9 protein-coding genes are annotated in these 21,760 nt (G+C 71.6%); 8 read left to right on the forward strand and 1 reads right to left on the reverse strand.

What is annotated here, in order from left to right; genetic code table 11:
* Positions 1 to 28: 28 nt before the first annotated feature.
* Positions 29 to 976 (reverse strand): methionyl-tRNA formyltransferase, encoded by a 948-nt coding sequence (locus tag OHA55_RS34020; RefSeq protein ID WP_266713906.1) that lies wholly within the window; start codon positions 974 to 976, stop codon positions 29 to 31.
* 243 nt (positions 977 to 1,219) lie between these two features.
* Here OHA55_RS34020 and OHA55_RS34025 point away from each other — a divergent pair, with 243 nt between their 5' ends.
* The 8 genes from OHA55_RS34025 (at position 1,220) to OHA55_RS34060 (ending at position 21,752) form a co-directional block, all read left to right on the forward strand.
* Positions 1,220 to 2,575 (forward strand): lysine N(6)-hydroxylase/L-ornithine N(5)-oxygenase family protein, encoded by a 1,356-nt coding sequence (locus OHA55_RS34025; protein ID WP_266713908.1) that lies wholly within the window; start codon positions 1,220 to 1,222, stop codon positions 2,573 to 2,575.
* Positions 2,576 to 2,702: 127 nt separating this feature from the next.
* Positions 2,703 to 3,761 (forward strand): iron ABC transporter permease, encoded by a 1,059-nt coding sequence (locus OHA55_RS34030; protein ID WP_266713910.1) that lies wholly within the window; start codon positions 2,703 to 2,705, stop codon positions 3,759 to 3,761.
* Between the two features lie 104 nt (positions 3,762 to 3,865).
* The gene (locus OHA55_RS34035) at positions 3,866 to 4,948 is read left to right on the forward strand and encodes an iron chelate uptake ABC transporter family permease subunit (RefSeq protein WP_266713912.1); all 1,083 of its coding nucleotides are present in this window, start codon (positions 3,866 to 3,868) and stop codon (positions 4,946 to 4,948) included.
* Position 4,949: 1 nt separating this feature from the next.
* Complete coding sequence (locus tag OHA55_RS34040; RefSeq protein ID WP_266713914.1) at positions 4,950 to 5,873, forward strand: ABC transporter ATP-binding protein; 924 nt, start codon at positions 4,950 to 4,952, stop codon at positions 5,871 to 5,873.
* A gap of 118 nt (positions 5,874 to 5,991) precedes the next feature.
* Positions 5,992 to 7,050, forward strand: coding sequence for an iron-siderophore ABC transporter substrate-binding protein (locus OHA55_RS34045; RefSeq protein ID WP_266713916.1), 1,059 nt, complete (start codon positions 5,992 to 5,994; stop codon positions 7,048 to 7,050).
* Between the two features lie 46 nt (positions 7,051 to 7,096).
* A complete protein-coding gene (locus tag OHA55_RS34050; protein WP_266713918.1) occupies positions 7,097 to 8,884 on the forward strand; it encodes an ABC transporter ATP-binding protein in 1,788 nt (595 codons plus the stop codon).
* Between the two features lie 249 nt (positions 8,885 to 9,133).
* Positions 9,134 to 20,065 (forward strand): non-ribosomal peptide synthetase, encoded by a 10,932-nt coding sequence (locus OHA55_RS34055; RefSeq protein ID WP_266713920.1) that lies wholly within the window; start codon positions 9,134 to 9,136, stop codon positions 20,063 to 20,065.
* A complete protein-coding gene (locus OHA55_RS34060; protein WP_266713923.1) occupies positions 20,049 to 21,752 on the forward strand; it encodes an ABC transporter ATP-binding protein in 1,704 nt (567 codons plus the stop codon). The genes OHA55_RS34055 and OHA55_RS34060 overlap by 17 nt, the downstream gene beginning before the upstream one ends.
* The last annotated feature ends 8 nt before the right edge of the window (positions 21,753 to 21,760 follow it).

The raw sequence follows: 21,760 nt of genomic DNA on the forward strand, positions 1-21,760 counted from the left end.
CACATGCCGCGTTGCGGACGGCGATGCGTCAAGGACGGTCGGTGAGGTACCCGCCCATGGAGGTGAAGTACTCCGTCGCGGGCAGCTCCCGGCCGTCCTCGGTACGTACCCGCGTGATGGCCAGGCCGTGGTTGCGTCCGGTGCGCGCGTCGGCTCCGGCGACGATCACTACCCCCTCGCCCTCCCGGTAGAAGACGCGGCCCGGCGTGCCGCCGTAACGCGCCTCGGAGACGACGGCGGCGAGGACTTCGAGCCGCTTGCCGCGGTGGAAGGTGAAGGCGCTGGGGTAGGGGTCGGACTGGGCGCGCACGAGGCGTTCGAGGTCCTCGGCGGGCCAGGTCCAGTCGATCCGGATGTCCTCGTCGGACCGCTTGTGGAAGAAGCTCGCCTGCGAGCGGTCCTGCCGGGTGAACTCCGTCCGCCCTGAGGCGATGAGGGCCAGCGCGCCGGTGGTGACCGGGGCGATCAGGTCGACCGTCTTGTGGAAGAGGTCGGTGGCGGTGTCCGTCGGGCCGACGGCGACCGCCTCCTGCCGGACGATGTCACCCGCGTCGAGCTCGTCGTTCATCATGTGCGCGGTGACGCCCACTTCGGATTCGCCGTTGATCAGCGCCCAGATCAGCGGGGAGAAGCCCGCGTACTTCGGCAGCAGCGAATCGTGGATGTTCAGCGTGCCGTGGCGCGGGAGCGCGAAGATGCGCGGGGGAATCCACGTACGCCAGTTGTTGGCCACGATGATGTCCGGCTCCGCCGCTTCGAGACGCTGGAACAGCTCCTCGTCGTCGGGGCGGTTGCGGATCAGCACGGGAACGCCGTTCGCCTCGGCGAGGTCGGCGACGGAGTCGCTCCAGATCTTCTCGTACGCGTGCTCGCTCTTGGGGTGTGTCACGACCAGCACCACGTCGTGCTCGGAGTCCAGAAGAGCTTGCAGGGTGCGATGACCCCAGGTCTGGTAACCGAACATGACGACCCGCATGGGGTTCCTCCTCTGTGCCGGAATGGACCGAGGGTCAGTAAAGCAAGGCTTACCTTGGTTTGCAACGGGCGTGCGGTGCAATGCGCTTGACGGGACGTGCGCCCCTCGGTCCGCATGGCGGCCCCCTCGACAGCCTCACAGGATTAGCTTAGGCTCACCTAAATTCGAGCCGCGCCGTCGGTGTGTCCGACGCTCGCACCTTCCCCATGCCATGAGCGGCTGCCCCGCACGAATGGGAGTGACATGTCACCGGTTCTTCCTGCCGACGCCCCGCAGGTCCACGACCTCATCGGTATCGGTTTCGGACCGTCCAACGTGGCCATGGCCATCGCGATCAGCGAGCACAACGCCGGTGCCGGCGAACGCCGGCCGGTCAGTGCCCGCTTCTTCGAGCAGCAGCCCCGCTTCGGCTGGCACCGCGGCATGCTGATCGACGACGCGACCATGCAGGTGTCCTTCCTCAAGGACCTGGTGACCCTCCGGAACCCCACCAGCGAGTTCAGCTTCCTCTGCTACCTCAAGAGCAAGGGGCGGCTGATCGACTTCATCAACCACAAGAACCTCTTCCCGCTGCGGGTGGAGTTCCACGACTACTTCGAGTGGGCCGCCGCCCAGGTCCAGGACGTGGTCTCCTACGGCCACGAGGTCGTCTCCGTCAGGCCCACCGTGCGGGACGGAATCGTCGAACACCTGGACGTGACCGTCCGCTCGGCGGAGGGACTCTCCGTCCATCGCGCCCGCAACCTCGTCATCGGCACCGGGCTGCGCCCCCTCCTGCCCGAGGGTGTCCAGCGCGGCGACCGGGTGTGGCACAACTCCGACCTTCTCGCCAAGGTCGGAGAACTGGAGGGGACTTCACCCTCCCGGTTCGTCGTCGTGGGCGCCGGACAGAGCGCCGCCGAGAACGTCGCCTACCTGCACCGCGTCTTCCCCGAGGCCGAGATCTGCGCGGTCTTCTCCCGGTACGGATACAGCCCCGCGGACGACAGCGCCTTCGCCAACCAGATCTTCAATCCCGGCGCCGTCGACGAGTACTTCGCCGCGCCCGACGAGATCAAGCAGCGGCTGATGGGGTACCACGGAAACACCAACTACTCCGTGGTCGACATCGACCTCATCGACGACCTCTACCGGCAGAGCTACCAGGAGAAGGTGCTCGGAACCGAGCGGCTGCGCTTCCTCAACGTGTCCCGGCTCGTGGGCGTCGAGGAGACACCGGAGAAGGCCCGCGCCACCGTGACGTCCCTGGTCACGGGCGAGGAGACCGCCCTGGACGCCGACGTCGTCGTGCTCGCCACCGGCTACAGCCCCGTCGACCCCCTCGGCCTGCTCGGAGAGGCGGCGGACCTCTGCCGCACCGACGAGCACGGCCGCGTCCGCGTCGAGCGCGACTACCGCATCGAGACCGACCCCGCACTGCGGTGCGGCATCTACCTGCAGGGCGGTACGGAACACACCCACGGCATCACCTCGTCGCTGCTCTCCAACACCGCGATCCGGGTCGGCGAGATCCTGGACTCGCTGCTCGACCGGCGGATCAAGGCCGACTCGGACGAGGCCGGGGCGACCGTCGAGGAAGCCGTCGGCGCGTCCCGCTGAACCGGGCTCGGGGCCGGCCGGAGGGTCGGCCCCGACGTGGACCGTTCCCGTGACGGCCGGCCGGACACCCGCCGGCCGTTCAACCACCTTGCGGGCAAGGAAGATCAAAGGGATAACGTACGGCGACATGACCACGACTACGGTGGAGCTCCCCGCGCCCGGAGGAGCAACGAAAGCTCGTCGAAGACGAGTTGTGGGCCTCGGCGTGCTCGCGCTGATCGTCGTGCTGGCGGCGGTCGCGTCGCTGGCGGTCGGCGCCCGCGCGCTGAGCCCCGCCGAGGTCTGGCACGGCCTGTTCGCCGAGCCGGACCCCGACCGGCGGCTCACCGAGATCAGGCTCATCGTGCGCACGGTCCGGGTGCCCCGCACCGTGCTCGCCATCGTGGCGGGCATAGCCCTGGGCGTCGGCGGATCGCTGATCCAGGGATACACGCGCAACCCGATCGCGGACACCGGACTGCTGGGCGTGAACTCCGGTGCCTCCTTCGCCGTGGTGGCCGCCATCGGACTGCTCGGCTTCACCGATCCGTTCGGTTACGTCTGGTTCGGCTTCCTCGGGGCAGCCGTCGCCGGAGTCGTCGTGTTCGGCCTGTCCAGCGTGGGCCGGGGAGCGGGCAACCCACTGACCCTCGCCCTGGCCGGCCAGGGCGTCACGGTGTTCCTCGCCGCGATGACCACGGCCGTCGCCCTCTCCGACCAGAAGTCGCTGAACGCGCTGCGATTCTGGAACGCGGGGTCCGTCGCCGGGGTCGGGTTCGACACCATCTGGCCGCTGACCGGCTTCATGGCGGTCGGCCTGGGCCTCGCGCTGACCACCCTGCCCGCCCTCAACCTGCTCAACCTGGGCGAGGACGTGGCACGCGGACTGGGCGTGAACATCGCCTTCAGCCGGACCGTCGGCATCCTCGCCATCACCCTGCTCGCCGGCGCGGCCACCGCCGCGTGCGGCCCCATCGCTTTCCTCGGACTCATGGTGGCCCACGTCGCCCGCTACCTCACCGGTCCTGACTACCGCTGGCTGGTGCCGTACGCGGGCCTCCTCGGCGCCGTCGTCCTGCTGCTCTGCGACATCGTCGGACGCCTCGTGGTGCGCCCCGGGGAACTGGCCGCGGGAGTGGTCGTCGCCCTGCTCGGCGCGCCGTTCTTCGCGGTCCTGGTCTGGCGCGGAAAGTTCAAGAACACGTGAACGGGGCGGAGTCCGTGAGCGGTACGGAAGCGGTGAACGGGGCGGAGTCCGTGAGCGGGACGGAAGCGGTCAACGGGGCAGAGGCTGTGAGCGGGACGGAAGCGGTGAACGGGACCGGAGCGAAGCCGTCGCCCTCCCCGGTGCCCGGTGTGCGGATCGGCCGGGTGTCGTTCGTCTGGCGGCCCTGGACCGTCACGGTCACGCTCGTGCTGGCCGTCGCCGTCTTCTTCGTCTTCTGCCTCTCCATCGCGGTCGGGGACTTCCCCATCGCACTGCCCCGGGTGATCGCCACGGTCTTCGGCGGCGGCGAGCGGGTGGACGAGTTCGTCATCATGGACCTGCGGATGCCCAGGGCCCTGGCCGGGCTGGTGGTGGGCATCGCGCTCGGAGTCTCCGGGGCCGTCACCCAGTCCGTCGCCCGCAACCCGCTCGCCAGCCCCGACGTGCTGGGGATCACCGGAGGCGCCGGCACGGTCGCGGTGTTCCTGGTGACGGTCTCCGGCGGGGCCGCCACTGCGGTCGTCAGCTCGGTCGGCCTCTCCGCCGCCGCGCTCGCGGGCGGCCTCGCCACCGGACTGCTCGTCTACTTCCTGGCCTGGCGCCGGGGGATCGACGGATTCCGGCTCATCCTCATCGGCATCTCGGTGAGCGCCGTGACCGAGGCACTGACCACCTGGCTGCTCGTCACGGCCGACATCAGGGACGTGGCCCGCGCCCAGGCATGGCTGGTCGGCTCGCTCGACAACCGGTCCTGGGACGAGGTACGGGTGGCGCTCTGGTGCACCCTCGTGCTCCTGGCGGTGGTGGCCACCGCCGCCTTCCAGTTCAAGCCGATGCACCTCGGCGACGACGTGGCCGCCGGGCTGGGCGTCCGGTACACACGGGTGCGGGCGCTGCTACTGCTCTGCGCGGTGCTGCTGGCCGCCGCGGCGGTGAGCGCGGCCGGCCCGGTCCCCTTCGTGGCACTGGTCGCGCCACAGGTGGCGATGCGTCTGGCCAAGTGCCCGACACCGCCGATGGTGGCGTCCGGGCTGGTGGGGGCGCTGCTGCTGACCGGCTCCGACCTGGTCGCGCGTACGACCCTGCCCATGGCGCTGCCCGTCGGGGTGGTCACCGCCGCGATCGGCGGACCGTTCCTGGTGTACCTGCTGGTGCGGGCGAATCTGGCCGGACGGCAGACGGGCTGACATGACGACAACGGACGACGGGGGAGAGATGACCACCCACCGCACCACGGGAAACGCGACCGGAACCGAGGGCGGGACCGGCGCGGAGGCGGCCGGACCCGGGAAGGTTCCCGCGCCCACGGCCCCGGAGCGTGCCCGGCTGGCGGCACGAGGAGTGACGGTCGGATACGGCGGACGCGTGGTCATCGACGACCTCGACGTGTCGATCCCGTCCGGGGTGGTCACCACGATCATCGGCCCCAACGGCTGCGGGAAGTCGACCCTGTTGCGCACCCTGACCCGGTTGCTCAGACCGACGAGCGGCACGGTCGTCCTGGACGGCGAGGACATCGCCCGGCTCCGGACCCGGGACGTGGCGAAGAAGCTGGGACTCCTTCCGCAGGCGCCCGTCGCCCCCGAAGGGCTGACCGTGGCCGACCTGGTCGCCCGGGGGCGCCATCCGCACCAGAGCTGGTTGCGGCAGTGGTCCTCCGACGACGCAGCCGTGGTGGCGCGCGCGCTGGCGCTGACCGGGGTGTCCGAACTCGCCGACCGTCCGGTGGATTCGCTCTCCGGCGGGCAGCGGCAACGCGTCTGGATATCGATGACCCTGGCCCAGGGCACCGATCTGCTGCTGCTGGACGAGCCGACCACCTACCTGGACCTGGCGCACGCCATCGACGTGCTCGACCTCGTGGACGATCTGCACGAGTCCGGCCGCACGGTCGTCATGGTGCTCCACGACCTCAATCTGGCGACGCGTTACAGCGACAATCTCATCGTGATGCGGGACGGGGCGATCCTGGCGCAGGGGCACCCGCGCGAGGTGATCACCACCGGTCTGCTGCGCGAGGCGTTCGGGCTGCGGGCCGAGGTGATCGAGGATCCGGTGGGCGACCGGCCCCTCATCGTGCCCATCGGTCGCACGCATGTCCGGTCCAACTAGGTTCCGTGGCACAGGAAATACCTTGGTTAGGCTAGGCTGGCCTCACTTCTTCAGGATACGGTGTGGCTGCCCCGGTGACCGGGGCGCAGGCGGCCGGCGCGAGAGCAAGGGATTCGGGATGCTCCTCCAGAGAACGACGGGTACGAAGTCCTGGCGGCGGGTGGCGGCGATCCTGTCCGCCACGGCCCTCGGCGTGGGTCTTCTCGCCGGATGCGGCGGCTCCGACGAGCCGGACGCGAAGGCGGGCGACAGTGCGTCGGCCGCCGCGACCGGCGCGTTCCCGGTCACCGTGGAGCACGCCTTCGGGACCACGGAGATCACCGAGGCTCCCCAGCGGGTCGTCTCCGTCGGCTACACGGACGACCAGGCCATCCTGGCGCTCGGCATCAAGCCGGTCGGCATGGTCGACCAGTACCCGAACCCCGCGGGCACCTCCCCCGACATCAACACCCAGTGGCCCTGGGTGAAGGACAAGTGGGGCGACACCCGTCCCGAGGTCATCATGAGCAACGGTGACGCGGGCCCCAACTACGAGAAGATCGCGGCCCTGCGGCCCGACCTCATCATCGCGGTCTACTCCGAGATCGACCAGGCCGCCTACGACAAGCTCTCCAAGATCGCGCCGACGGTGGGCCGTACCAAGGCCGAGAAGGAGCCGTTCAGCGCTCCGTGGCAGGACAACGCCGTGCACATCGCCAAGGCGCTCGGCAAGGAGACCGAGGGCCAGGCGCTGGTGAAGGGCATTTCGGACAAGCTCGACGCCGCGGCCGCCGCACACCCCGAGTTCGCGAAGGAGACCGCCGTGGCGCTCTCCTGGTACGAGGGCTCGGTCGCACCGTTCGCCACCACCGACGTGCGCGGACGGCTCATCACCGGCATCGGCTACAAGGGTGCGACGGAGGTCGACAAGGCCGCAGGCGGCAAGTTCTACACCCAGTTGTCGCCCGAGCGCATCGACGTCGTCGACGTCGACCGTATCTTCGTCATCAACGACAAGGCCGACCAGGACGCGCTGAAGAAGTTCGACCTCTTCGGCAATCTCTCCGCGGTGAAGAACGGCAAGGTCTCGTACCTGCTGGACAGCGAAGGCCCGGCAGTCGGCGCGGCCATGTCCCAGGGCACCCTGCTCTCCCTGCCGTACGCCATCGACGAGCTCGTCAAGTCGGTCGAGCAGTGATGCCGGCCGCCCCGTCGCACACCGCACGGACCGTCAGGGGTTCCCGGTGAGCGCCACGGAGACCCGCCCCGCCCCCGCGACCCTGCGCACGGCGGGCGGGGGAGAAGCTACCCGGTGGCTCCTGGCGCACTGCCGGCAGGTACCCCTGCTGACCGCCGCCACGGTGCTCACCACGGTGGCCGGAGCGGTCCTCCAGGTGCTTCCGGTACTCCTGCTCGGCCGGGTGGTCGACGGGGTGGTCGACGGCGAGCCGCGTTCGGTCCTGGTCACGATCGGGGCCCTGATGGGGGCTGCCGCGCTGCTCGGCGCGGTGGCCGCCGCCGGATCCACCTATCTCATCGGACGCCTCGGTGCCGATCTCCTCGCACGACTGCGCGAGGGTGCGGTCCGCGCGGTGCTGGGCATGCCGAGCGCCCGTATCGAGCAGGTCGGCCGCGGAGACGTGCTCTCCCGGGTCGGCGACGACGTCGCCCAGATCTCCAAGGGCATCCGCTCCGCCGTCCCGACGGTGTTCACGGCCGGGGTGCTGGTCGTCATCGCGACGGCCGCCATGTTCGGACTGGACTGGCGGCTCGGTCTCGCCGGAGCCGGCGCCCTGCCCGCCTACGCGTTCGCGCTGCGCTGGTACCTCCCCAGGTCCGCGCCGCTCTACCAGAAGCAGCGGGCCGCCCAGGCGGACCGCGCCCAGGCGCTGATCAGCGGCCTGAACGGCATCGACACCGTCCGGGCGTACCGCCTGGAGGGTGCCGTACGCGAGAAGGTCACCGGCGAGTCGTGGCGGGTACGCGAACTCGGCGTCGAGGTCTTCCGGTTCTTCGGCCGGTTCGTCGGCCGGGAGAACCGTGCCGAGTTCATCGGCCTGGTCCTGATCCTCCTGGTCGGCTACGCCCTGCTGGAGAACGACGCCGCGACCCTCGGCGAGGTGGCGTCCGCCCCACTGATGTTCCACCGGCTCTTCACCCCGCTCGGCTCCATCATGTTCACCTTCGACGAGGCGCAGAAGTCGGGCGCCAGCCTGACCCGGCTCGTCGGGGTGCTGAGCGAGCAGGCCGACGGCCGACTGGTCGGCGACACCGAGGTCGCCCCGGCGAAGGCCGTGCCGCACCCGGTGACGGTGGAGGGGCTGACGTTCGCGTACCCCGACACCGAGGAGCCCGTCCTGCGGGACGTGACCCTGAAGATCCCGGCCGGCGGCTCGCTCGCCCTGGTCGGGGCGACCGGCGCGGGCAAATCGACACTGGCCGCGCTGATCGCCGGCATCGGCACCCCGCAGTCCGGCTCCGTGTCGATCGGACCGACCGATCTCGCCGACCTGGACGAGGCCGGGGCCCGGGCCCTGGTGAGCATCCTGACGCAGGAGACGCACGTCTTCTCCGGGCCGCTCGCCGACGACCTGCGGCTGGCCGCCCCGCCCGCCACCGACGCCGAACTGACCGACGCGCTGCGCACGGTCGGCGCGAAGGACTGGCTCGACGCCCTGCCGGACGGGCTGTACACCCAGGTCGGGGAGGGCGGCGAACGGCTGGACGGCACCAAGGTCGCCCAGATCGCCCTGGCGCGGTTGATGCTGGGTCGCGCACCCGTGGTGGTGCTCGACGAGTCGACCGCCGAGGCGGGCAGCGAAGGCGCCGCAGAGCTGGAGCGCGCCGTGCTCGCCGCCTGCGCGGGCCGGACCACCCTGTTCGTCGCCCACCGGCTCACCCAGGCGATGGCGGCGGACCGGATCGCCGTGCTGGACGCCGGGCGCGTGGTCGAGCAGGGCACCCACCGGGAACTGGTCGCCCTGGACGGCCGGTACGCACGCCTGTGGCGGGCCTGGCGCGAAGGAAGTTAGTCCCCATCACGCCTGTCCGCGGCGGCGCCGGTTCATCGGTGGGCCGAGCGCGGACGGGCCGATCCCGCCGTCTCCCACCCACCCGTCCGCGCACGCCGGACGGTCACACCCGAACCCAGAACCTCCGCGACGCGGCGGACCGACGACGCCACCATGCCCCGGCACACGCCGGGCTCAGGCCGACGACCCCTGCCCGGACCGTGCCGCTCCGAGCCAACTCTCCCACCCGGAAGGGACGATGAGTCTTCGATGATGGACCCCCACGCCCACCTCGTGCCGCTGTCTCCCGCGAGCCTGGCGGCCGTCCGCCGGCGAACCGGTGACTACTCCGACACCACCATCACCGAGGCCTGTGCCATCGGTCTGTCGTACTGGGCCACGGGCCGCGGTCCCGAAGGCATGGACCTGCATCCCGGCACGCTCTTCGCCGACGTCCTCGGCTGGGTGCACAACGGGGGCACCGGGGCTTCCGGCTGGACGGTCGGCGCGGACGGCCGGAGCATCACCGTCCCCGAGGAAGTCCAACCGGCCGACGTGAGGAGCGCGCTGGAGGATCTGGTCGAATTCCCCGAACGGCCCCTCGGCACGATCGGCGCCGCGGACGCCGGCGCGCGGGCCGCCCTGCTGGCCCGGTGGAACGACACCGACGCCGAACGGGACCGTCCCACCCTCGTGGAGATGTTCCGCGAGCAGGTGCGCACCCGGCCGGACGCCGTCGCGGTCGTCGACGAGGACCACGCCTTGACCTACCGTCAAGTGGACGCCTATAGCAGCCAGTTGGCGCACGAGTTGATCCGGCGAGGCCTTGGCCCCGAGGAGGTCGTCGGTATCTCGCTCGGTCGGTCGGCCGAGATGGTGATCGGGCTGCTCGCGGTGCTCCGGGCCGGCGGTGCGTTCGTACCGCTCGACCCGCGGTGGCCCGCCGCGCGCCGGGGCGTCGTCGTCGAGGACGCCCGGGTCGTCCTCCAGCTCGACGACTCCGGAACACCGCCCGAGGGCGAACCGGACTCCGTCCCCGTCGACCTGGAAGACTGGGCCCACGGCTCCCACCCCGCCGACGGGGCCTTCGTCCCCGTGCCGGGCAAGGGCCTGGCCTACGTGATCTTCACCTCCGGCTCGACCGGACGCCCCAAGGGCGCGATGATCCGGCACGAGGCGATCAGCGAACGCCTCCTCTGGCAGAGCCGCGAGATCCTCGGCTTCGGCCACGACGACGCCTCGCTGTTCAAGGCCCCGCTCTCCTTCGACATCTCCATCAACGAGATCTTCCTGCCCCTGGTGACCGGCGGCCGGCTCGTGGTCCTGCGACCCGGCGGCGAACGCGACCCGCACCACCTGCTCGGCGTGATCTCCGAACAGCGCGTCACCTTCACCTACCTGGTCTCCTCCATGCTGGACGTCCTGCTGGAGATGGCCGGCGACTCCGGCCGGCTGGACAGCCTGCGGCACGTGTGGTGCGGCGGCGAGGTGCTCACCCCCGAGCTGTACGAACGTTTCCGCACCAAGCTCGACATCCCCCTCTACCACGGCTACGGCCCCGCCGAGACGACCATCGGCGTCTCCCACGTCGTCTACCGCGGCGAGGCCGAACGCCTCTCCACCTCGATCGGCAAGGCCAACCCCAACACCCGGCTGTACGTCCTCGACGACGAACTGCGCCCCGTCCCCGTCGGCGTGGGCGGCGAACTCTACGTCGGCGGCTTCCTCCTGGGACGCGGCTACGTCAACGCCCCCGGCCTCACGGCATCCCGGTTCGTCGCCAACCCCTTCGCCGACGACGGCTCCCGGCTCTACCGCACGGGAGACCTCGCCCGCTACGCCCCCGACGGCTCACTGGACTTCCTCGGCCGCGCCGACAACCAGATCAAGATCCGCGGCATGCGGCTGGAGATCGAGGACGTGGAGGCCGGACTGGCGGAACACCCCGGAGTGCGGCACACCTGCGTCGTCGCGAAGAAGAACACGGCGGGCGGCACCTACCTGGTGGGATACGTCATCCCCGCCTCCGGCTCCGAGGACCTGCGGGGCGACGAGGTCAGGGCCTGGGCCGAAGAACACATGGTGGAGTACATGGTGCCCACCCACATGGTCGTGATGAAGGAGTTCCCGCTCACCGCGAACGGCAAGCTCGACCGCACGGCCCTGCCCGAACCCGTCCTCGCGACCGGCTCCTTCGTCCCTCCCACCACGGACGAGGAGCGAGCGGTCTGCGCGGCGGTCGCCACCCTGCTCCGCCTGGACCAGGTCGGCGTCGACCAGGACTTCTTCCGCCTCGGCGGCGACAGCATCCTCGCCATCTCCCTGCTGAGCGCGCTGCGCGAGGTGGGCCTCCACGTCACCGCACGGCAGATCTTCACCCACAGCGTCGTCGGAGCACTGGCCGCAGTGGCGAGCCGCGAGGACCTGTCCGCACCCCGGCGGCGCGACGTCGCCACCGGCGAGGTCACCGGATCGCCCATCCTGCGCTGGCTCGGCGGAACCACCGACGCCGTCGACGGATTCGTGCAGTCGGTGGTGCTGAACGTGCCGGCCGGACTGACCGCCGAGGCTCTCGACGAGATCCTCACCGCCGTGCTCCACCGCCACGACATGCTCCGTGCCCGGCTGGTACGCGGCGACCGGTGGAGCTTCGACGTCCCCGGAACGGACGGAGCCGTCGCCGGCTGGCAGGAGAGCGACCTGCCACTGGAGGAGTGCGTCACCCTCGCCACCGAAGCGCTCGCCCCCGACGAAGGAGTGATGCTCCGCGCTGTCTGGCGCCGCGCCGCCCACCAACTCGTCCTCGTCGTCCACCACGTGGTGGTCGACGGCGTGTCCTGGCGTGTCCTGATGGACGACCTGGCCACGGCCTGGCGCCAGTGGTCCACCGGCACACCGGTCGCACTTCCCCCGGTACGCACCTCCTTCCGGCACTGGACCGAACTCCTCGCGGAAACCGACTTCGACGCGGACCTCGCGTACTACGCGCGCCCCCTGCCGGGAACGGACGGACCGGTCGGCCGCCGGGAGCGGTCAGGGACCGACACCGTCGACCGGGAACGCACCCGGACCGTCGTGATCGGCCCCGACACGACCGCCGCGCTGCTCGGCGACGTCCCCGCGAAGTTCCACGCGGGCGTCAACGACGTCCTGCTCACCGCGCTCGCCGTCACCCTCGCCCGGTGGCGCCGCGACCTCGGACAGGACCAGACGTTCGCGCACGTCGAACTGGAGGGCCACGGCCGTGAAGGACGCTTCGTCACCGGCTCCGAGCCCGACCTCTCCCGTACGGTCGGCTGGTTCACCACCCTCTTCCCGGTGACCGTGGACCCGGGCGCCGCCGGGGACCTCACGGCACCCGGCTACCTCGCCACCGCGCTCAAGGCGGTCAAGGAGGACCTCGCCCGGGTCCCGTCGGGCGGCCTCTCCTACGGCGTACTGCGCCACCTGACCGGCACCGTGTCCGACGCACCCGCACCCCAGGTGCTCTTCAACTACCTCGGCCGCTTCGACGCCGAGACCTCCGGAGACTGGCGTCTCGCCGGCAGCACCGGACAGCTCGGCGAACGCCGCGACCCGCGGATGAGCCTGCCGCGCGCCCTGGAGTTCAACGCGATCGCGGAAGCCTCCGCCACCGGCGGGTACGAACTCGCCACCACCCTCTCCTGGCCCGAGGGCATGTTCACCGACGAGGACATCGACACCCTCGGCACCTATCTGCGTGAGGCGCTGACCGGCCTGGCCGGACTCCAGCAGGGCGGCCACACCCCCAGCGACTTCCCCCTGGTGCCCCTCACCCAGGCCGACGTCGACGCCCTGGACGGACCGGCGCTGCGCGACGTCCTGCCGCTGACCCCGCTCCAGGAAGGCCTCTACTTCCACTCCGTCTTCGACGACGACTCGGCGGGCGCCTACGTCGAGCAGCAACTGCTCACCCTCGAAGGCGAGGTGGACACCGAGCGGCTCTCGGCGGCCGCCACCCGGCTGCTCTCGCTCCATCCGAACCTCGCCGCACGGTTCACCGCCCTCCAGGACGGCCGTGTCGTCTCCGTCCTGGAAAGCGGAGTACGCGCGCCCTTCACGGTGCTGGAGCGGCCCGGCATCACGGACGCCGAGATCCGCGATCTCGCCGAGCGGGACCGCCGCGCAGGATTCGACTTGGCCACCGGCCCGTTGATGCGCTACACCCTGATCCGCGCCGGCTCCGGCCGGACCGTCCTGGTGCAGACCGTGCACCACATCGTCGCCGACGGCTGGTCGGTGCCGCCGATGCTCCGCGCGCTGCTGGCCGAGTACCGCGCGCCCGGCACGGTGTACCGGATCGGTGGATTCCCCGACTACGTCCGGTTCCTCGCCGGACGCGACGAGGAGGAGAGCGACCGGGTCTGGCGGGAGGAGCTCGCCGCGCTTCCCGGACCCTCCCTGGTCGCCGCAGGGCACACCCCCTCCGACCGGTTCGCCGACACCGTCGAAGAGGGCACGGACCTCGGCATGGACATCGACGCCGCCGCCCGGTCGGCCGGCGTGCCCCTGAGCGTGGCCGTGCACAGCGCCTGGGCGCTGACCCTGGGCGGCATCCTGCACGGCACGGACGTGGTGTTCGGCTCCACCGTGTCCGGCCGCGACGCGGACGTCCCCGGCATCGAGGACATGGTCGGCCTTTTCATCAACACCGTCCCGGTGCGCGCCCGTTGGTCCGCCACCACGACGGCCGGTGAACTGCTCGCCGCCGTCCGCGAGCACCAGAGCGCGGTCCTGCCGCACAACCACGTCTCCCTCGCGCGGACCGGCCGTCTGTCCGGCCACGGCACCCTCTTCGACACCCTGGTGGTGTTCGACGTGGCGACCGACGTGGACGCGCTGCACACCCCCGGCGACGAACTCGCCATCACCGCCATCGAGAACGAGGGCGCCCCGCACTACCCCCTGACACTCGTCGTCGAACGCACCTCCGGCGGACGCACCCGTTTCAACCTCATCCACGACCGCGAACTGCTCCGGGAGACGGGCGCCCGGGAGATCCTGCGCACCTTCACCCGCACCCTCACCGCCCTGCTCGCCCGCCCCGACGCCCCGGTCCGTGATCTGGCACGCCCCGAGCGCCGGCCCGCCGCACCCACGGCCCCGGCGACGCTCGGCGGACTCTTCGACGCCGCCGCACGCCGCGACCCGACCGCCGTCGCCGTCACCGAATGCGCCCTCGACGGCACCACCCGCTCCCTCAGTTACGGTGAACTCGCCTCCGCACGGGATGCGTTGGTCCCCGTACTGCGCGCCGCCGGAGTCCGTCCCGGCACCCGCGTCGCCGTCGCCGTCCCGCGCTCGGTGGAACAGGTGGTGGCCCTGGTCGCCGTCGTCACCGCCGGAGGAGCGTACGTACCCCTGGACCTGGCGTACCCGGACGACCGCCTGGAGCACGTTCTCACCGACGCCGCCCCGCAGGTCGTCCTCGTCGGCCCCGGCCAGCGGGACCGTTTCACCGGACTGCTCGGCCGAACCGCGGACGACACGGCCCGTCTGCTGGTGCTGGGGGAGGAGCCGCCGCGCACCGACCCGCCCGCTTGGGACGGCTCACGGACCGAGGCCGCCCCGCACGACCCCGCGTACGTCATCTACACCTCCGGGTCGACCGGCCGCCCCAAGGGCGTCGTCGTTCCGCACTCCAGTGTGGTGACCCTCCTCGCGAACACCGGGCCCGCCATGGACTTCGGACCCGACGACGTCTGGGTCCAATTCCACTCCTACTCCTTCGACTTCGCCGTCTGGGAGCTGTGGGGCGCACTCGCGCACGGTGGTGAACTGCTGCTTCCCGAGTACGCGTTGACGCGCTCCCCGGTCGATTTCCACCGGCTGGTGCGCGAACGCGGGGTGACGGTCCTCAACCAGACCCCCTCCGCCTTCTACCAGTTCACCGAGGCCGACCGGCATGCCGGGGAACCGGCCACCGCGCTGCGCCGGATCATCTTCGGCGGCGAGGCCCTCGACCTCGGCCGGCTGCGCGGCTGGGCCGGGCGGCACGGCACCACCACGCCCGAACTGGTCAACATGTACGGGATCACCGAGACCACCGTCCACGTCACCCACCGGGTGCTCACCGACGAGGACTTCGGCGCCGACGGCACCAGCCCCATCGGAGGCCCGATCCCCGGCCTCACCACCCACCTTCTCGACGACCGGCTCCGCCCGGTGCCGCCCGGCCGGGTGGGCGCCATCTACGTCGCCGGTGACCAGGTCTCGCTCGGCTACCTCGGCCGGCCCGGACTCACCGCCGGCCGGTTCGTCGCCGACCCGTTCGTCGGCGACGGCTCCCGGATGTACCACACCGGCGACCTCGCCCGCCGTACCCTCGGCGGAGAGCTGGAGTTCGTGGGCCGCGCCGATGACCAGGTCCAGCTGAAGGGCTTCCGTATCGAACTCGGCGAAGTGGAAACCGCGCTCAGGGAGCTCGACGGCATCACCGATGCCGCCGTCACCCCCGCGGACACCGGCGACCACTTGGTCGCCCACGTGGTGGGCCGTGCGCCCGCGGACCTCGGCCGCCTGCTCTCCACGAAGCTGCCCGCGCACATGGTGCCCGGCCGGATCCTGGGCGTCGACGCCCTGCCACTGACGGTCAACGGCAAGCTGGACCGCAAGGCCCTGACCGAGAGCGCCGCCAAGGACGACACCCCGGTGGCCGCGAGCGGCCCCGCGCTCGACGCGCTCGTCACCATCTTCGCCGACTCCCTGCCCGGGCCGGACGTCGACGGCGACACCGACTTCTTCACGGCCGGCGGTGACAGCATCGTCGCCATCACCGTGATCAACCGGGCCAGGGCGCTCGGCCTGGCCATCGCGCCCCGGGACGTCTTCCTCCACCGCACCCCGCGCGCGCTCGCCGCACACCTGGACACCCGGACCCCGCTGCTCCCCGCCGTGCCCGAGCCCGCCCGCCCGCAGGACGGGCCGGTCCACCCGACCCCGATCGTCCTGCGCCAGCGCGAACTGGGCGGCTCCCTGGACCGGTTCGCCCAGGCCCGTGCCCTGACCGCGCCCGACACCACCACGCCCGCCGACGTCCGACGCGCCGCCGACACCCTGCTGGCCGCCCACCCGGCCCTCCGGCTGCGGCTCCGCGCCGACCACGGGGTCTGGTCCCTGGCCACCGAACCACCCCGCGGGGCCACCGTCCTGCTCCCGGACACCACCGACCCGACCGCGGCAGCGAACGAGGCTGCCGCGGGGCTCGACCCCTCGGCCGGTCACGTCGTCGCGTTCTCCTGGATCGGGGAGACCCGCACCGTCGTGGTCACCGCCCACCACCTGAGCGTCGACGCCGTCTCCTGGCTGATCCTGCTGGAGGACCTGGCCGCCGCCCTGCGCGGCGAGACCCCGGCGCCGACGACCACCTCCTTCGCCGAGTACGCCGAAGCGCTGACCGTCCGCTCCGCCGAAGCCGAAGCGGTCGAGGGCCTCGGGCACTGGCTCACCACACTCGGGGCACCCGCCCCGCTGCCCCCGGCCGCGGCCCTGCGCGAGATCACCACCGTCCTCCCGGCAAAGACCGCCGACCTGGTCACCCGCACCGCACCCGCCGCCCTCGGCATCGGTCTCACCGAACTGCTCGTCGGCGCGCTCCGCACCGCGCTGACCCGGATCCAGAGCGAGCCCACCGATCTGGCGATCGAGCTGGAACACCACGGCCGCGTGCCCGCCCGCGACCACCACGACTACTCCCGTACGGTCGGCTGGTTCACCGCGATCGCGCCTGTACGTCTCACCGCGCACACCGACCCCGTCGCCGCAGCCCGCGAGGCCGCGACACGCAGGCCCGACGAGGACGGGCACCTCGGCTACGGCCTGCTCCGCCACCTCAACCCGCAGACCGGACCGCTCCTGAGCGCCCGTCCGCACCCTCAGGTGCTCTTCAACTACCTGGGCCGGGGGAGCGAGTCCGAGGCGCTCCGCCTCACAGCGGGGGACGAGGGCAGCCCGTACGCCGTCGAGGTCAACGCCTGGACCGACAGCGCCACCGGCAGCCTGCACGCCGAATTCACCCTCGCCGACGGCATCCCCGACACGATCACCGACCACTGGCGCCGCGCACTGGATGAGATCGCGGACGCCTCCGCGACCGCCGAACGCACCGCACCGGTCACCCCGCTCCAGCGCGGCCTCTACTTCCAGGCCCAGCTGGCGGGCACCGCCGGACACTACGTCGCCCAGAGCTGGTTCACCTTCGACCGGCGCCTGGACACCGACGCGCTCGCCGAAGCGATGGCCCACGTGATCGCCCGCCACCCCGTCGTCGGCGCGGGCTTCACCACCGACGACGACGGCAACCCCGTCCAGGTCCTCGCCGCGGGCCGGCGCGTCCCCGTCCGTACCGTCACCCTCGGCTCCGAGGCCGAGACCGACGCCCTGCGCGTCCGGGACCGCGACACCGGATTCGACCCAGGCGAACCGCCACTGATCCGGCTCACCGTGGTGCGCCTGCCCGACGACCGCGACGGCCTGCTGCTCAGCTACCACCTGCTGCTCTGGGACGGCTGGTCCCGCGAAATCGTGCTGCGCGACCTCTTCGACGCCTACCGGGCGATCCTCGCGGGCGAACCACTCGACCCGGCACCGGCCACCCCCGCCTTCGAGGACCACGCCCGCGCGCTCGCCGCCAAGGACCCCGCCGTCTCCACCCGCTTCTGGGCCGGCCACCTGGCCGGCCTCACCGGCCCGACCCTGCTCGCCGGACCAATCCCGTCCCTCCCGGACGAGCTGCCCCGCGCCCTCACCCACACCCTCACCACCGAGGAGTCCGACCTCCTGCGCGAGGCTGCCAGGACCCACGGCGTCACCCTCAACTCCGTGCTGACCGGCGCCTTCGGCCTGCTGCTCGGGGCGCACACCGGCCGCACCGACGCCGTGTTCGGCGTCACCGTCTCCGGCCGCGAGGGCGAGGGCACTTCCGGCATCGTCGGCGTACTCCTCAACACCGTGCCCCAGTGGACCCGGCCCCGCCCGGACGACACCGCGGGTGAGTACCTCACCGCCGTCCAGCGGGCCCGCGTCGAGGCCATGGAACACGAACACCTGGGGCTCGGCGAGATCCAGCGGGCCGCCGGACACGACACCCTCTTCGACAACCTCTTCGTGCTCCAGAACTTCCTGGACATGGATGCGTTCGCCGCGATGAACACCCGGCACGGCATCACCTCGGTCAAGGCCGACGACTCGACCCACTACCCCTTCACCTGGGTCGTCACCCCCGGCGACCGCCTCACCGTCAAGCTGGAACACCGCGACGACGACACCGCCGGCGCCCGCCGCCTGCTGACCGGTTACCTGCGCGTACTCGACGCCCTGGCCCGCTCCACCGGCCCCCTTGCCGCGCTCCCCGGCCTCGGGGACGAGCCCGCGCCCGCCGAACGTACCGACATCGGCACGGACACCGTCGTGGACCGGTTCGACCGGGCCGCCGACCGCGACCCGGAGCGGACCGCGCTCGTCGCCCACGGCGCCACGATGACCTTCGCCGAACTCAGGGACCGCAGCCGCGCGGTCGCCGGCGTGCTCGCCGCGCGTGGCATCGGCACGGAGACCACCGTCGGCCTTGCCCTCCCGCGCTCCCTCGACTCGATCGTGGCGCTCTTCGCCGTGCTGCGCACCGGCGCCGCGTACGTACCCCTGGAGCTCGACCACCCCGACGAGCGGATCGCCGCGATCGTCGCCGACGCCCGGCCCGAGGTCATCCTCACCGTGAGCGCCGTCGCGCCCCGGCTGACCGGCGAACTGATCGAGCTCGACCGCCCGCTGCCCGACGCGGACCCCTTCGTCACCTTCACGCCCGACGACCCGGACCGCCTGCGCCACCCCGCGTACACCATCCACACCTCCGGATCGACCGGGAAGCCCAAGGGTGTGGTGACCGAGTACGCCGGCCTCACCAACATGCTGATCAACCACCAGCGCCGCATCTTCGAGCCGGTCCTCGCCGAACACGGCCACCGGACCTTCAAGATCGCCCACACCGTGTCGTTCGCCTTCGACATGTCGTGGGAGGAACTCCTCTGGCTCGCGGACGGCCACGAGGTGCACATCTGCGACGAGGAACTGCGCCGCGACGCCCCCCGGCTCGTCGCCCACTGCCTCGAACACGGCATCGACGTCATCAACGTGACCCCGACCTACGCCCAGCAACTGGTCGCCGAAGGCCTGCTCGACGACCCCGCGCACCGCCCCGCGCTGGTCCTGCTGGGCGGCGAGGCCGTCACCCCCGCACTCTGGCAGCGCCTGGCCGTCACGGAGGGCACCGCCGGCTACAACCTCTACGGGCCCACCGAGTACACCATCAACACCCTCGGCGTCGGCACCTTCGAATGCCAGGACCCGGTGGTGGGCGTCCCGATCGACAACACCGAGGTGTACGTACTCGACCCGTGGCTGCGCCCCCTGCCGGACGGCGTCCCCGGCGAGCTGTACGTGAGCGGCGTCGGCATCGCCCGCGGCTACCTCGGACAGACCGCCCAGACCGCGCACCGCTTCGTCGCCTGCCCGTTCGGCGAGCCCGGTACCCGGATGTACCGCACCGGGGACCTGGTGATCCGGCGGCCCGACGGAAACCTGGCATACCTGGGCCGCACCGACCAGCAGGTCAAGATCCGCGGCCACCGGGTCGAACTCGGCGAGGTGGAGGCCGCGTTCGCCGCGCACCCGGCGGTGCGGTTCGTCGCCGCGGTCGCCCAGCCCGACCCCCAGGTCGACGGAGCCCACCGGCTGGCCGCGTACCTGGTGCTCGACGGCCCCGAGGGCCCCGACGGCGCGGACCTCGCCGCGGTCGCAGCCGAGGTGGGCGCCGGCCTGCCGGACTTCCTGCGCCCCACCCACTACGCACGGGTCGACGCCATCCCGCTGACCGTCAACGGCAAGGCCGACACCAAGGCCCTGCCCGAGGCCAAGCCGCTCGGCGTCCTCACCACGGCCGGCGAACGCGCCCCCGAGGGCGAGACCGAAACCCTGGTCCGCGAGTTCTTCGCCGAGGCACTGGACCTGGACGACGACGAGGTCAGCGCGGTAAGTGATTTCGTGTCCCTCGGGGGACACTCCATGCTGGCGGTGCGGCTGATCGGGCTGCTCCGCCGGGAGTACGGACCCGTGATCACCATCCGTGATCTGCTCACCCTGCGAACCCCGGAAGCGATTGCGCGCCACCTTGAAGACAACAGCTGACACCCAGCGGCCCCGCCAGGGCGCCGACATCCTGCGGTCCGCCCTGCGTCGCAACCTCGGCGCCATGGCCTGGGGCACCGTCCTCATGGGTCTTTACCAGGCCGGAGAGACGGCGTTCCCGATCGCGCTCGGCCTCATCGTCGAGCACACCATGCAGGAACGGAGCATCGGCAAACTGCTGCTGTCGGTGGGCGCGCTGGCCGTGATCATCACGACCGTGTCGCTGTCCTGGCGGTTCGGTATGCGCATCCTGCAGAAGGCCAACACGACCGAGGCGCACCACTGGCGGGTCCGCGTCGCGGCCTCGGGACTCCAGCCGGTGGCCCGGGACATGGACCTGAAGTCCGGCGAGGTTCTGACCATCGCCACCGAGGACGCCGACCAGACCGCCGACATCATCGAGGTGGTGCCGCTGCTGGCCAGCTCGGTCGTCGCCATTCTCGTCGTGGGCACCGCGCTCGGACTCGCCGACCCGCGGCTCGGCCTGCTGGTCTTCGTGGGAGCCGTCGCGATCCTCTCCGTCCTCGGCGTGATGTCGAAGCGGATCGGCGCGAGCACCCAGGAACAGCAGGCCCGGGTGGCCCGGGCCGGTGCGAAGGTCGCCGACCTGATCACCGGCCTGCGCCCGCTGCACGGCTTCGGCGGCAACCATGCCGCGTTCCGCTCGTACCGGAAGGTCAGCACGGAGGCGAAGCAGCAGGCGATCACCGTCGCCCGGGTGAACGGCACCTACGCGGGCGCCTCGCTTGCCCTCAACGCTCTGCTCGCCACCGTCGTGACGCTGGCGGCGGGCTGGCTCGCCTTCGACCACCGGATCACCATCGGGGAACTCGTGATGGCGGTGGGCCTGGCGCAGTTCATCATGGAACCGCTGAAGCTCTTCTCGGAGATGCCGAAGTACGTGATGATGGCCCGCGCCTCGGCCCGCCGGATGGCCCTGGTCCTGGACGCCCCGCCGGTCTCCGCCCCGGGCACGGGAAGCCCCGAGCCGGGCGGCGACCTGGAGATCGACCGCGTGTGCCACGGTTCACTGCGCGAGCTGAAACTCCAGGTTGCGGCGGGGGAGTTCGTCGCCATCGCCGCCTACCAGCCGCGCGCGGCGGCCGAGTTCGCGGCGATCCTGGCCCTGAACGTGCCACCCCACGCGTACGAGGGCGTGGTGCGCCTCGGCGGCCAGCAGATCGGCGACCTGCCGGCCGAGGCGGTACGCGCGCACATGCTGGTGAACCCGTACGACGGGGAGATCTTCGCCGGCACCCTGCGCACCAACATCGACCCCTCCGGAACCAGCCACATGATCCCCGAGGCCGTCGAGGCGTCCCTGCTGACCGACGTCGTCGCCCTGCACCGCGAAGGGCTCGACCACGTCGTCCGCGACCGGGGCGCCAACCTCTCCGGAGGACAGCGCCAACGGCTCTCCCTGGCCCGCGCCCTGGCCGCCGACAGCGACATTCTGGTCCTGCACGACCCGACCACGGCCGTCGACGCGGTCACCGAACAACTCGTCGCCCGCAAGGTCGCCGAGCTGCGCCGGGGCCGCACCACCCTCGTGCTCACCAGCAGCCCGGCGCTGCTCGACGCCGCCGACCGGGTGCTCGTCCTGGACGACGGCGTGATCACCGCCGAGGCCACCCACCGCCACCTCCTCGCCACCGACGAGGCGTACTGCCGGGCCGTGGCGCGGTGACTCTCCCG

It is taken from the genome of Streptomyces sp. NBC_00102 (genome assembly GCF_026343115.1).
GTDB lineage: Bacteria > Actinomycetota > Actinomycetes > Streptomycetales > Streptomycetaceae > Streptomyces.